The sequence below is a fragment of the Micropepsis pineolensis genome (genome assembly GCF_055392125.1).
In genome coordinates this window covers 600,670-614,541 of the sequence record NZ_AP042408.1, presented here as the reverse complement: position 1 = coordinate 614,541, position 13,872 = coordinate 600,670, and the positions used below count along the sequence as shown (strand labels likewise).

Genomic DNA, 13,872 nt, shown 5'->3' with positions numbered 1-13,872 from the left:
ACAACTGACGTGAGAACATCTTCAGGGAATTACGCACTTTATAATCGCGCCGCAAGACTTGGACAGGAAGAACCTAGGGCAGCCGCGTTAACGCTCCATTGACGCTAGCGAAATAATTGCGCGCACCCCGATGCAACCGCTATGCTTGGGTTATGGTCAGATTTGAAAATGTCGTGATGCGCTATGGCGCCGGGCCGGAGGTGCTGAAGGATGTCTCCTTCACGCTGGAGGCCGGCACCTTCACCTTTCTGACCGGGCTGTCGGGTGCGGGCAAAACCACGCTGCTGCGGCTGATCAGCCTGACCGACCGCCCCAGCCAGGGCCGTATCACCTTGTTTGGTAACGACCTTACGACAATCAAACGAGCCGCACTGCCCGCCTTACGCCGCCGTATCGGTGTGGTGTTTCAGGATTTCCGCCTGCTGGAACATCTGTCTGCCTTCGACAATGTTGCACTGCCGCTCAAAATTGCAGGTTTTCGCACCAAAGATTACAGCCGTGACGTGCAGGAACTTTTGACCTGGGTTGGTCTGGGCGGTCGGCTGGATGCCCGCCCGCCGACCCTGTCGGGCGGCGAGCAACAACGTGTGGCGATTGCGCGCGCCGTTGTAGGCCGACCCGATCTGCTCATCGCCGATGAGCCCTCCGGCAACGTCGATCCGGAAATGGGTGCCCGGCTGATCCGGCTGTTCTATGAATTGAACCGGCTTGGCACCACGGTGCTGATTGCCACCCATGATCGCGCCCTGATGGAAAATGTCGGCGCGCGCGAATTAAAGCTGATCAACGGCCGCCTTCTGGAAGTGAGGCCGCGATGAGACGGATCCACACCGGCAAGATCATGCCGCGGCAAAAGGGCACCGGCCCGTTGGATCTGGTTATCGCCATCATGGCGTTTCTGGCCGCGCTGGCGCTGGGCGCGGCCCTGATCGCCAGCCGCACCGCCATCACCTGGCAGTCGGGTCTGTCGGGCAAAATCACCGTACAGATCCTGCCGCAGGATGGCGCCGATGCCCTGAGCGCGCGGGCGGGTCTGAAAGGTCAGACCGATACCGTTGTCGCCTTGCTGCGCGCCACCCCCGGCATTGCCTATGCCCGCCCCTTGCGCGAGGAAGAAGAGCTGGCGCTGCTCAAACCCTGGATCGGGGATGCCCAGTCGATCGAGGATTTGCCGCTGCCCCAGCTGATCGACGCCGATCTGGTCCCGGGCCAGCATATCGACATTGCCGCTTTGCGCGCCCGCCTCAAACAGCTGTCACCCGACGCCCATCTCGACGACCACAGTCAATGGATGAGCCGGTTGCGCGATTTCGCCGGCAGCATCATCTGGTCGGCCTATGGCATTTTGCTGCTGATCGCACTGGCCACCATGGCGACGGTATCGTTTGCCACCCGCGCCGGTCTGGAAAGCCACCGTGATATGGTTGCCTTGCTGCACCAGATGGGCTCGCAAGGCAGCTTCATTGCCCGGCTGTTCAAATGGCATTATGCCCGCGCCGCTTTTGGGGCCAGCGCGCTGGGTGTTATGTTTGCCGCCGGTCTGTTTCTGGCCGCCGGGGGCTTGCAGGTGGCGGGGATCGAGGCGGTACCTTTTTTGCCGCCGCTGGCGTTACTGCCGTTCGAATTTCTCTGGCTTATTCTGGTTCCCGTTGCCGCAGGCGCGATCGGATTAATCACGGCCCGGATGTCGGTCTGGCTCTTCCTGAAGAAGATCTATTGAAGGCAACGGCTTGATAGGGGTTAATGGCAAGGGTGTCGGCCAGCCACAAACATAGGTGGCAGATGCTGGTGGGAGGGACGTAACCTGAAGGTACTGCGCTGGGTCGCCATCGCCGGTATCGTGATCTACCTTTTGGGGTTCGTCGCTTTTGCGACCTATCAACCGAAGGGGGCGGTCAGTCTTGACCGTATCGACGGGGTGGTGGCGCTGACCGGTGGCGAGCTGCGCATTGATACCGCCTATCGGCTGTTCGAGCGCGGCATTGGCAAACGGTTACTGATTTCAGGGGTTTATCCCGGCACCAGCAAAGAAAAGCTGGTCGACATGCTGGCCGGGCCGGTCCCCACCGACAAAACCGCCGAGAAAACCCGCGAGAGCCGCGTTCTGCATATTGATGTCGGCTATGCCGCCGAAAGCACCCAGGGCAACGCCCGGGAAGCCGCGGCCTGGGCGCGGTTTTATCATTTTGGCACCCTCTTGATCGTCACCGCGCGCTATCATATGCCCCGCAGCCTGTCTGAATTCCGCGAAGCCATGCCGGGGGTTGTTCTGGTTCCCTATCCGATTGATCCAGAAAGCATTCCAAAGGACTGGTGGCATCATGGCCGGGCCATCCGGGTGCTGCACCACGAATATGCCAAATATCTGGCAGCCACCGTGCTGGCGTGGCTGGGGCTGGAGCCGACGGAAGAAGACGCAGATAAAACGGCGAAGACATAGGGTTCAGGGCGACGCGGGCATGGCAACACCGGCAAACAGCATCAGCAAGACCACCCCGGTTACGCCGCTGGTCTATTTTCGTTCGGCTCTGTATTTCATCTTTTTCCTCAGCATTTCCATTGTGATGCATGTGATGGCGCTGCCGACGCTGCTTCTGCCACGGCGGGCCATTGTGTGGATGGCGCAACGCTGGGGCGCCGTGCTGATCTGGGGTTTACGCATTTTCGCAGGGGTGCGCTGTGAAATCCGCGGGCCAATCCCCCAAACAGCGGTGCTGATCGCCGCCAAGCATATGAGCATGTGGGACACCCTGGCGCTCTACATGCTGCTGGCCGACCCCATCGTCGTCATCAAGCAGGAACTGAAGCGCGTGCCGTTCTATGGCTGGTTCGCCACCCGGGCCGACATGATCTTTGTGGACCGCAAGGGCCGCGCCAGCGCCCTGCGCCAGATGATTGCCCATGCCGCCCGGGCCTTAAGCGCCGGGCGCAGCCTGATTATCTTCCCCGAAGGCACCCGCCAAAAGCCGGGGGCCGAACCCGCCTACAAGTCCGGCATCGCCGCACTTTACAGCCAGCTTGGCGTGCCTTGCGTGCCGGTAGCGCTCAACTCCGGCCTGTACTGGACCGGGCGCGGCGGCTTTCTTAAAAAGCCCGGCACCATCATTCTGGAGTTCCTGCCCGCCATCGCACCGGGGCTGCCACGCGACGCCTTTATGGCCACCCTGCAGGAGCGCATTGAAACCGCCACGAACACGCTGCTGGCCGGATCCGGGTGGCAACCGCATGACGAAACAACCACACAGCGGTAAAGTGGTACACAAGAAACTTTTTTCTTCGGGGCAGGCCAAAAAGGCTGGGAGCCATCCGGCCAACTGTGCATATATGGGGGCGCAGGCGCTTCGCACCCCAATATAAAGCGCCTGTGCTCCATTAAACCACACACATCAGACAGAAGTAGCAAGACGCCATGAGTGATATCGCCAGCCAGATCTGGGAAATGAAATACCGTTACACGCCCGTAGGGGGCGAACCCGAGTCGGATGTGGCGGCCAGTTGGGCGCGTGTGGCCAAGGCAGCGGCCGAGGCGGAAAACAGCAAAACGCGGGGCCAATGGGAAGCGCGCTTTCTGAACGCATTGAGTGATTTCAAGTTCCTGCCTGCCGGGCGCATTCTGGCCGGGGCCGGAACCGGGCGCCATGTCACTTTGTTCAACTGCTTTGTCATGGGCAAAATCGGTGATTCGATGGACGGGATTTTCTCGGCCGTCAAAGAAGCCGCGCTGACCCTGCAGCAGGGCGGCGGCATCGGCTATGATTTTTCCTCGATCCGGCCCAAGGGCGCACCGGTGGCGGGCGTTGCCGCCGACGCCTCGGGCCCGGTCTCGTTCATGGAAGTGTGGGACGCCATGTGCCACACCATCATGAGCGCCGGTTCCCGCCGTGGCGCCATGATGGCGACGCTGGCCTGTGACCACCCCGATGTGGAAGACTTTATTTCGGCCAAGCGGACCCCCGGCCGGTTGAACATGTTCAACCTGTCGGTGCTGGTCAGCGATGCCTTCATGGATGCGGTGCGCGACGATCAGCCGTGGGAGCTGAAATTCGGCACCACGGTTTACAAGACCCTGCCCGCCCGCGCCCTGTGGGACAAGATCATGCAGTCGGCCTATGATTTCGCCGAGCCGGGCGTGATCTTTATCGACCGCATCAACCAGAAGAACAATCTGGCCTATTGCGAAGACATCCGCGCCACCAATCCGTGCGGCGAACAACCGCTGCCGCCCTATGGGGCCTGCCTCTTAGGGTCGATCAATCTGGCCCGGCTGGTCAAAAATCCGTTTGAAGCCGATGCCGAGCTCGATCTGACCGAGCTTGCATCGCTGACCGCGACGGCGATCCGCCTGCTCGACAATGTCATCGACGTTTCGCGCTTTCCGCTGCCCGCCCAGAAGGCCGAGGCCGAGGCCAAGCGCCGCATTGGCCTTGGGGTTACCGGACTGGCCGACGCGCTGATCTTCTGCGGTGTCAAATATGGCTCGCCCGAAAGCCTGACGCTGATTGAACGCTGGCTTAAGACACTGGCGGAAGCGGCGTATCGCGCGTCGGTCGAGCTGGCCAAAGAAAAGGGTGCCTTCCCGGCGTTTGACAAGGACGCCTATCTGGCCCGCCCCTTCATCGCCGCCCTGCCCGAGGATATCCGCGACGGCATTGCCAAATACGGCATCCGCAACGGCCTGCTGACCTCGATCGCCCCCACCGGAACGATTTCGCTTTATGCTGGCAACGTGTCGAGCGGCGTCGAGCCGGTGTTCGCCTTAAGCTACACCCGCAAGGTGTTGCAGCCTGACGGCAGCCGGACCGAAGAACTGGTCGAGGATTATGCCCGCAAAACCTTCCGCGAGCGCTTTGGTGACGAGGCAAGCTTACCGGAAGCCTTTGTTACCGCACAGACTTTGACCCCGGACGACCATCTGGCGGTGCAGGCCGCAGCCCAGGTCTATATCGACAGCGCGATCTCCAAGACCATCAACCTGCCCGAGACCATTGCGTTCGAAGATTTCAAGACGGTCTACACCCAGGCCTATGCCCTGGGCTGCAAGGGCTGCACCGCGTACCGGCCCAACCCGGTCACCGGCTCGATCCTGTCGGCAGAATCCGACACGAAAAAAGAGGAAACCGCCGACGACATCGCAACGGTTCCGGGCACGATCTATGACCGGCCTGAAGTGCTGATCGGCCAGACCTACAAGATCAAATGGCTCGACGCGGACCACGCCTTCTACATCACCATTAACGATATTGAGAAAGATGGCCGCCGCCGCCCATTCGAGGTCTTCATCAATTCCAAGAATATGGAAGCCTATGCCTGGACACTGGCGCTGACCCGGATGATTTCTGCGGTTTTCCGCCGTGGTGGCGACGTTTCCTTTGTGGTTGAAGAGCTGAAGGCCGTGTTCGATCCGCGTGGGGGCCAATGGTCGGGCGGGCATTACGTGCCCTCGCTGCTGGCAGCCATCGGCGAGGTCATCGAACAGCATCTGATCGTCATCGGCTTCATCACCGCCCCGGAAGCCACCAGCCACCATGGCGACGCCGAGCTGCCCGAAGGAACCGCGGCCCGGCCGTGCCCGCGCTGTGGGGCCGCCAGTTTCGTTCAGGTCGAAGGCTGTGGCAGCTGCCTGTCCTGTGGCTATTCCAAGTGCGGTTGAAAAAAGCCTTGGCCACACCGCATTAAAGATAGTTTAATTTCAATGTGTTGATAGTACCGCTATCCCCCGCCACTACGGGGGGTAGCTTTTTTATGTCAGCCCAAATTCCGCATAATTTCACCCTTGCGACGCATGAATTCTTCGGCAAAGTGCCTGGGTTCTGCCCGCCAGCCGCGGTAATCCGGCCTTGATGCAGAACCAGACTACCGTCATGACATCGGATACAAGTATAAAAATTGTGTCAGTGCCAACACTCCGTCACAAAGCGTACACTGGAACCGAAGCTTGAAGCGCCCAAAGATGCCCAACAAACCGATTTTCTATGATGAGACCGGCCAACGCGCCCAACGATTTTCCATTTTCGGATGGATCGGCGCGGTGCTTAGTACTGTTTTGGGCATCATCGTCCTGGTCAGCATCATTGCGACCCAGAACGTCAAAAGCCCGGATCTGCCGATCCGCCTCAGCGCCGATTCCAAGATGGAGCAGCATCTGGCGCGCAAGGCGGTCGATCCGGCCCGCTTAAAATCCGCTGAAAGGCTGGCATCCGAAGCCCGCACCCGCGAAAAGCTGATGGCCCGCTGGCGCCAGCAGGAAATGCGCAGCCATATGCGGCCGATTTCCGCCGCGCTGCGTCAGCAGGGTAACGAACCGCTGGTGATCGGCTTCTATGCCAGCTGGGATGACACCAGTTTTCAGTCGCTGAAACGCTCGCTCAAGACACTGGACTGGGTGGTGCCGAGCTGGAGCACGATTTCCGGCCCCAAGATGGCCTTCAAGTCGAATATCGACGCCAAATCGCTGAAGCTGATTCGCAAGGAACGGCCCACGCTGCCGATCCTGCCGATGCTGCAGAACGCCTATCGCGGTCAGTGGGACGGCAAGGGCTTGCAAAAGGCGATGGCCGATCCGGATTACCGCGCCAATCTCATCAAGCAGGTTGTCACCTTCCTGTCTGATAACAAGCTGCAGGGCGTCACGGTCGACTTTGAAGATGTCCCCGATGCCGCCCACGCCGACTTAGGCAAATTCCTGTCGGAAATGTCGGCCGCCTTCCAGCCCCATGGCTGGATTGTGGTCCAGGCCGCCCCGTTTGACGACGAAACCTGGCCCTATGCCGATTACGCCAAGCGCATCGATTACACCCTGCTGATGGCCTACGACCAGCATGAGGATTCCAGCGGCGCCGGCCCGATTGCCGGCCAAAGCTGGTTCGAGGGTATTCTCGACAAGCGCATGGCCCAGCTGTCGCCCAGCCACACCATCATTGCGGTGGGCAACTATGCCTATGACTGGCACGAAGGTGCGGTGGATTCGCTGACCTTCAACGATGTCGCCATTGCCGCCCGCGATTCTCACGCGCACATAACCTTCGATGCCGACAGCAACAACCCGCATTTCTCCTATATCGAAAACGGCAAAATCCGGCACAATGTCTGGTTCCTGGATGGCGTTACGGCTTTCAACCAGATCCACGCCGCCGACGTCTTCCGCCCGGCAGGCTATGCGCTGTGGCGTCTGGGCAGCGAGGACCCCACAGTCTGGTCCGTGCTTGATCATCGCTATGGCGCCACCGCGCCGGTCAGCCTGCAACATATTCCGACCAACGAAGATGTCGATTTTGAAGGCTATGGCGAAATCCTGCGCGTCGAAGACGATCCGTCACCGGGTAGCCGCGTGCTCGATATCGACAAGCACACCGGCGACATCGTTGATGAAGTCTATACCGCGCTGCCGACCAACTATGTCATCCGCCGTGTCGGCCTGATCCCGCACAAAGTCGCGCTGACCTTCGACGATGGTCCCGATCAGTCCTATACCCCGGCTATTCTGGATATTCTGAAACAGAAGCACGTCACCGCCACGTTCTTCCTGATCGGTGCGAATATCGAATCTCACCCGGGTCTGGTTCAGCGCATCCTGGCTGAAGGCCATGAAGCCGGAAACCACACCTTCACCCACCCCAACCTGGCCGAAACCTCGACCGAGGCGGTGAAGCTGGAGCTTAATGCCACCCAGCGTATTTTCGAGGCCCTGACCGGCCATTCGATGCATCTGTTCCGCCCGCCTTACTTAGGTGACGCCGAACCGGCATCGGAAGAAGAAATCATTCCGGTCAAGGTGGCGCAGAATCTCGGCTACATCATTGTCGGCGTGCATGTTGATCCGCTCGACTGGCAGGTGCCCACCGTCGATCAGATGCAAAAGCGCATCGAAGCGGCGATCACCGATCCCAATCCGGAAGTGCGCGGCAACATCATCATGATGCACGATTCCGGGGGCGACCGTTCGCAGACGGTGCGCATTCTGCCGGGTCTGATCGACAAGATGCGGGCCCGCGGCTATGAATTCGTGCCGGTTTCCGAACTGGCGGGCCTGACCCGCGAGCAGGCGATGCCAGCCATCGCGCCCAGCTTCGTGCTGACGCTTGACCGCATCTTCTTTATCGCCATCAGCTGGATCGGAAACATCCTCTATTACTGCTTCTTCACCGCCATCTTCCTCGGCGTGGGGCGGCTTCTGGTGCTGTGTGGCCTCAGCCTGATCAACCTCAAGCGCGCCAGAAAAAGCGAAGACGCCCTGCCGACCGAATGTCATATTCCGGTGTCGGTTATCGTCCCGGCCTATAACGAGGAAAAGGTCATTGCCTCGACCATCACCGGAATCCTGAACAGCGATTATCGGGATCTGCAGGTGATCGTGATTGACGATGGATCACAGGACAAAACCGCCGAGATTGTACGCGCACAATTCGGTTCTGATCCACGCGTGACGCTTTACGAAATTGCCAATGGTGGCAAAGCCCATGCGCTGAATGCCGGGCTGTCCTATGCCACCGGCGAAATCGTCGTCGCCCTTGATGCCGATACGGAATTCCGCCGCGATACGATTTCCCGCCTGGTGCGCTGGTTCTCGGACCCGACGATCGGGGCGGTGGCCGGTAATGCCAAAGTGGGCAATCGCATCAACATGATCACCCGCTGGCAAGCGCTGGAATATATCGTCTCGCAAAACATGGAGCGGCGGGCGCTGGCCGCCCTTGATACCTTCACCGTCATTCCGGGTGCGGTCGGGGCCTGGCGCCGTTCGGCTGTCACCAAGTTGGGGGGCTTTCCGTCCAACACGCTGGCCGAAGATCAGGATCTGACCATCGCCATGCAGGAAGCGGGTTATCGCGTGCATTTCGATGCCACTGCGGTGGCCTGGACCGAAGCCCCCGCCACGGTGCGTGGTCTGGCCCGTCAGCGTTTCCGCTGGGCCTATGGCACGCTGCAATGCCTGTGGAAATATCGCCACATCACCTTTAACCCGCGTTACAAGGCCTTAGGGATGGTGGCGCTGCCGCAGGTCTGGCTGTTCCAGATTTTGCTCACCGCGCTGGCACCGGTTGCCGATCTGATGCTGATCTTCCAGCTGCTGACCCAGTGGGTCGCCTATATGCAGCACGGCGCGGAATTCACCAATTCAAGCCTTTATGAAGTCGCGATCTACTATGTCGTCTTCATGGTGGTCGATCTGCTGGCCGCCGTGATTGGCTTCCTGATGGAACGAAAAGAAAAGTGGAGCCTGTTGTGGTGGCTGATGCTGCAACGCTTCGGCTATCGCCAGATCATGTATTATGTCGTCGTCCGCTCGATCACCACGGCCTTGCGCGGTGTGGTGGTGGGCTGGAACAAGCTGGAACGGGCCGGCACGGTCAAAGCCGACCACTAAGCCCGCTTCAAAGGCCAACAAAAAAGGGAAGGCATGCCTTCCCTTTTTTTATGCCTGCTATGACAGGATCGTTTTGTTAGCGCGGCAGATAAAAGCTGCCGAAATCGTCGCGATGATCGAGGCGGTAAAAACGCGCCACTGCCGACTGAACATTGGGGCCCAGCACATCCTCGCTGTCGGGATCGAACTGGATCACTGCAAAATCGGCCCGTTCAAGGCGGTGCACCAGATCGCTGTCGTCACGATTTCGGGTAGCAAATGCTTCGCCGGTGTTGAAAAAATCCACCTCGGGCGCTTTATCCGCCCAGTAGCATAGGGACAGCATGGCGCACATGGCCGGCCCGGAATGGTTTTGCAGAAAGGCGATGTCACTTTCGGCCAGGGCCGCGCTGCGGGCGGGTACAAAAAAATCCACCGGGCCATAATCGCGCACATGCTGCACACCGCCCAGCACAAACGGCACCAGCAGCAACAGCGCCCAGACCGGGCGATAGGACAGCCGGGTCAAGGTCAGCGCTACCGCAAAGCTGAGCGCAATATCGGCCTCGAACAGCGCATTGGCATCGACCCCGGCCCCACCGATAAAATACAGGCCAAGCAGGATCGCTACCACGGTATAGAGCGAGATCAGCTGCAGCCATCGGTCCCGGCGCTGGAGCCACAATGTGCCAAGGCCTATCAGCGGCACCAGCGACCAGCGTAACCAGCTGCAAGCCCCCGCCCACAACAAATCGCCGGAATAGCTGCGGGCCGAGGCCAGCACCTGCCACAACGGCACATCATACAGGCCATAAAACAGCGCCAGTCCACCGAGCAGCAGCACCAGCCCGGTGATCGCAAACGGCCAGAAACAACGCCGGTCCTGTACCGCCAACCACAACGCACACACCGCCGCCAACACCACGACATTATGTTTGACGAAGAACGCCAGCACGAAAAGAGCCGCAGCGGCCATCATGGCGGGCCGGGTGCGCCAGCGTAACAACACCCCGAAACCGATCAGGCTAAGTGCGTGGGCGAAAAGCTGCGGGTCATCCATGCCGATATAATCGGTAAAGATCAGCAGCCCCCCCATCAGGAACAGCGCCGCAAACGCTGCGGCCATCCGCGCAGCCCCCATCCTGCGGGCGCAGCCGTAAAGGCAGGCCACAACCACCGCCATGGACACCAGCGACAGAATACGCCCGGCCACAATGGCATCGCCGAATATTGGTTTGATCAGCGCGATGACATAAAACGACAAGGGGGGATAATTGTTGACCAGATACGCCCCTCTGGGCGGATACAGCCCACCCCAGGCCGACAGGCTGTGATAGGCGTTCCAGCCTTCATTGGGATCCAGCGGCAGCCGCAGGGCCAGCACCGCCAGCGTGTGCCACAGAAACAGCCCACACAAAGCCACCAAAAGGGCCGTCAGCCCGCGAAAGCACCACAGGCCAAGGCGGGCATGCTTCATCGCCGGGGGCAATCCTTCGTCGGATGAATGGTATAGAGGCTGTAAAAACTGCCGGTTTTCAAAAGGCTCATGAATTTGGGCGGTACGGCGGGGGTGTTATCCTCGCCCTCGCCATGCACGATTACCGCAACATCGAAGTGGCACTGAAAATATTTCAGATAGGGATAATAGGTATCGATGTCGGGATCGAGATCGACCCGGCCGTCCGCCAGATAGCCCAACTCGGTCACATCCGGCGGCGAGCCCTGCTCGGCGGTGGCGGCGGCATATTTATCGTAAGGCGGCTTCACACCAACAATGTGCTGGCCCTTGGTGGCGAACATCAACGGCGCAAACCCACTGCGGTCGACGATGGCATATTCAGCTAGGTGCCAATAAGGCTGATCGGAAGCTTCGTCCATCGCGCCGCTATCGAGCACCGTGAGCATGCGCACGCCCTTAGGCAGACCTGCGATATCGGCACGAAAGCCGGAAATCTGCCGGTCGTAATCGGACCAGTCCCGGGTCAGCGAGACCACCGACAATAACAGTCCGATACCAATCAGCCCGGCCACGATCTTAAGCCGCCGTTCGGATAGTTCGGGGCGACAGGTTGCAAACAGCAACGCCCCCAGAACCGCTGGCAGCCGTAAATGGCCGCCCCAGCCCCCCATCGCCCATTCGGGTGCCAGCAACGCCGACAGCGTCAGGACAATCAGTGGCAGGATCATCAGCCGGTGTACGCGCAAAAAACCGGAAAGGATGCCCGCCAGCCAGAACCCGGCCAGCAGCCCGGTTAAAATCAGCGCGGGGCCTTCAAAATAATATTCGATGGCGGCGGCGAACCGATCCTCCAGTGTATCGAGAATATTAAATTGTAGGGGGCCGGCATCGCCACCAATCGGCTTAAAAATGAAGAAGACCACAAAGGCTGGCACCGCAACCAGTATGACGGGCAGAGCACGACGCAATAGCACGGCGGGTTTGACATCATGGGCATCAATCGCCCGCGAAATTTCGAAACAGCCGATCAGCAACAGCAGCGTCAGAAACGCAAAAAGATGAAACGCATACAGAACAAGCAGCGCGGCGGCATAGCCTGCCAGCTTTCCGGCGTTGAGCCGCCCCGCCTGCCAGATCCACCATGCCAGCAGCACGAAACTGCAGCCAGCCGCGAAAAAGAAATTGAAGAAGCCCCACAGAAACGGCGCGTTATAGGCAAAGAACGCAGCCGCCAGTGGCAGCGGTGAGATTTTACCAAACAAGGCCCGCTGCACCAGCACGGGGCCGAGCACCCACAGCACCATACCCAGACTGAGGAAAAGCTTCGTCGCGGCCTCGACCGGCAGGATCTGCGCCAGCGTCGGCACAATCAGCTCGGAAGCCAGATTGGGCACGAACAGCCAGTGGATGAAGTAGTATTTCTCCCACGGCTCGCCATGGCCCTGGGTGGCGAGCATTTTGAACCCGGCAACATGGGCGGGATAATCGGGCATGGCCGGGCTGTGTACCAACCATAATGGGGCGATAATCAGGCAAACCGCCACACACAGGGCTAACGCCGGCCACTCACGCGTTGTTACCTTCATTACCTGCTGTATCCGCTGCAACACTGATCCGGGCAAAGCCCAAAGCGCCCCTGCGCCACATTCGTGACCCACAGGCATACCCTGCCAGCCGACACACTGCCAAGCCCGAATTAAACCTTCACCAGTTCGACCTGAGCCACATCGGTGCGCCCAACCCGAAACGCTGCGGCACAAATGTTGAGATAATACTGCCAGTTACGGAAAAAACGCTCGTCATGGCCGAGGCCGAGAATTTTTCCTTTGTTGTGCTGCATCCGCACCGACCAATCCCGCAAGGTCGTGGCGTAATCCTGCCCGAAGGAAAAACGGCTTGCCACTTTCAGACCGGCCCGCTCGGCTTCTGCACCGAAACGCTGCAGCGAGGGCAGCATGCCACCCGGGAAAACATAATGGCGGATAAAATCGCTGCGCAAACGGTATGCCGTAAACAGATCATCGCGAATGGCGATGGTTTGAATAATCGCCCGCCCACCCCGGCGTAACCGTTCGGACACCGCATGGAAATATTGCGGCCAGTATTGTTCGCCGACGGCTTCGAACATCTCGATCGAAACCACCATATCGAAACGGCCTTTGACCTTACGATAATCCTCCAGCCGGATATCGGCCTTTTGCCCCAGCCGCGCCTGAGCAAAACGGTGCTGCGATGGGGAAATGGTCAGGCCGGTAACATGATGACCAGCCCCCACGGCCCGTTCAGCGAAACCGCCCCAGCCACAACCGATTTCGAGCACATCAGCCTTCGGCCGGGCGCAGCGATCCAGAATCCGGCGATATTTGTTCTGTTGTGCGGTTTCGAGATCTTCACCATCGCGCAGATACAGCGCACTGGAATAGGTCATGCTCTGGTCGAGCCACAGCCGGTAAAAATCATTGCCGACATCATAATGCGCCTGAATATTGCGCTTACTGCCGGTCAGCGAATTACGCCGTGTCACCCGGTTATGCAGCATCAGCATCATGCGGCTTAAAAAATTACCGTTGGCATAGCTGCCCATCACCGAGCGGTTGATCAGAAACAACGATACCAGCGCCTCGATATCATCGCTGTCCCACGCGCCATCAATATAGTCTTCACCAAAGGCGATATCGCCCCGTTCCGCCGCCCGGCGCAGCACCCCCCAATCGCGCAGCATAAAGCTGGCCTTGGGGCCGGGATGTGGGGCACGGAACTGGTGTATCGTTCCATCCGGGGCGCCGAACAGCAACGTGCCATATTCCAGCGCATTCAACGCATCAAGCCACTTCTTTTCCGTGAGGCAATCGCTAATCTCTTTCATCAATCCCCCCTTTTGTCGTGACAGGTACAAGGAAAATATTATACACGTTTGGCGAGATATTAGACCAAAATCAGCAAAAGGCGAGATAGGAACTTATCCACAAGCACCCTCCACCAGCCACTTAACACACTGTTCTGAAATGGTATTTTGAGGCAGTAGATTTGCCTCGCGGTCTTTTCTATATCCCTTGACGAGTGTGGGGGG

At 59.3% G+C, this 13,872-nt stretch carries 9 protein-coding genes; 6 read left to right on the top strand and 3 right to left on the bottom strand.

Features of this window, described 5'->3' with window-relative positions:
* Positions 1 to 152: 152 nt before the first annotated feature.
* The 6 genes from ftsE to ACZ5RI_RS02835 all read left to right on the top strand — a co-directional run bounded on the left by ftsE (position 153) and on the right by ACZ5RI_RS02835 (position 9,364).
* A complete protein-coding gene (gene ftsE / locus ACZ5RI_RS02860; protein ID WP_464514600.1) occupies positions 153 to 818 on the top strand; it encodes a cell division ATP-binding protein FtsE in 666 nt (221 codons plus the stop codon).
* Entirely contained in the window at positions 815 to 1,720 is a 906-nt protein-coding gene (locus ACZ5RI_RS02855; protein WP_464514599.1) for a cell division protein FtsX, read from the top strand. The genes ftsE and ACZ5RI_RS02855 overlap by 4 nt, the downstream gene beginning before the upstream one ends.
* A 120-nt stretch (positions 1,721 to 1,840) precedes the next feature.
* A complete protein-coding gene (locus ACZ5RI_RS02850) occupies positions 1,841 to 2,440 on the top strand; it encodes a YdcF family protein (protein ID WP_464514598.1) in 600 nt (199 codons plus the stop codon).
* A 19-nt stretch (positions 2,441 to 2,459) separates the two neighbouring features.
* Positions 2,460 to 3,251 carry a lysophospholipid acyltransferase family protein gene (locus tag ACZ5RI_RS02845; RefSeq protein WP_464514597.1) on the top strand — a complete coding sequence of 264 codons (792 nt, stop codon included), beginning with the start codon at positions 2,460 to 2,462 and terminating at the stop codon, positions 3,249 to 3,251.
* Positions 3,252 to 3,409: 158 nt separating this feature from the next.
* Complete coding sequence (locus ACZ5RI_RS02840) at positions 3,410 to 5,650, top strand: adenosylcobalamin-dependent ribonucleoside-diphosphate reductase (protein WP_464514596.1); 2,241 nt, start codon at positions 3,410 to 3,412, stop codon at positions 5,648 to 5,650.
* A gap of 300 nt (positions 5,651 to 5,950) precedes the next feature.
* The gene (locus ACZ5RI_RS02835; RefSeq protein ID WP_464514595.1) at positions 5,951 to 9,364 is read left to right on the top strand and encodes a polysaccharide deacetylase family protein; all 3,414 of its coding nucleotides are present in this window, start codon (positions 5,951 to 5,953) and stop codon (positions 9,362 to 9,364) included.
* A gap of 76 nt (positions 9,365 to 9,440) precedes the next feature.
* Here ACZ5RI_RS02835 and ACZ5RI_RS02830 read toward each other — a convergent pair whose 3' ends face one another.
* The 3 genes from ACZ5RI_RS02830 to ACZ5RI_RS02820 all read right to left on the bottom strand — a co-directional run bounded on the left by ACZ5RI_RS02830 (position 9,441) and on the right by ACZ5RI_RS02820 (position 13,668).
* Positions 9,441 to 10,820, bottom strand: a complete 1,380-nt coding sequence (locus ACZ5RI_RS02830; protein WP_464514594.1) for a glycosyltransferase family 39 protein — start codon at positions 10,818 to 10,820, stop codon at positions 9,441 to 9,443.
* Complete coding sequence (locus ACZ5RI_RS02825; RefSeq protein ID WP_464514593.1) at positions 10,817 to 12,388, bottom strand: hypothetical protein; 1,572 nt, start codon at positions 12,386 to 12,388, stop codon at positions 10,817 to 10,819. Before ACZ5RI_RS02825 ends, ACZ5RI_RS02830 begins: the two co-directional genes overlap by 4 nt.
* Positions 12,389 to 12,498: 110 nt before the next feature.
* Entirely contained in the window at positions 12,499 to 13,668 is a 1,170-nt protein-coding gene (locus ACZ5RI_RS02820; protein WP_464514592.1) for a class I SAM-dependent methyltransferase, read from the bottom strand.
* Between the last annotated feature and the right edge of the window lie 204 nt (positions 13,669 to 13,872).

Excerpts from the sequence above, each read along its gene's own strand:
- ACZ5RI_RS02835 (WP_464514595.1), top strand. The coding sequence starts at position 5,951 with ATGCCCAACAAACCGATTTTCTATGATGAGACCGGCCAACGCGCCCAA.
- ACZ5RI_RS02855 (WP_464514599.1), top strand. The coding sequence starts at position 815 with ATGAGACGGATCCACACCGGCAAGATCATGCCGCGGCAAAAGGGCACC.
- ACZ5RI_RS02840 (WP_464514596.1), top strand. The coding sequence starts at position 3,410 with ATGAGTGATATCGCCAGCCAGATCTGGGAAATGAAATACCGTTACACG.
- ACZ5RI_RS02820 (WP_464514592.1), bottom strand. The coding sequence starts at position 13,668 with ATGAAAGAGATTAGCGATTGCCTCACGGAAAAGAAGTGGCTTGATGCG.
- ftsE (WP_464514600.1), top strand. The coding sequence starts at position 153 with ATGGTCAGATTTGAAAATGTCGTGATGCGCTATGGCGCCGGGCCGGAG.
- ACZ5RI_RS02825 (WP_464514593.1), bottom strand. The coding sequence starts at position 12,388 with ATGAAGGTAACAACGCGTGAGTGGCCGGCGTTAGCCCTGTGTGTGGCG.
- ACZ5RI_RS02845 (WP_464514597.1), top strand. The coding sequence starts at position 2,460 with ATGGCAACACCGGCAAACAGCATCAGCAAGACCACCCCGGTTACGCCG.
- ACZ5RI_RS02830 (WP_464514594.1), bottom strand. The coding sequence starts at position 10,820 with ATGAAGCATGCCCGCCTTGGCCTGTGGTGCTTTCGCGGGCTGACGGCC.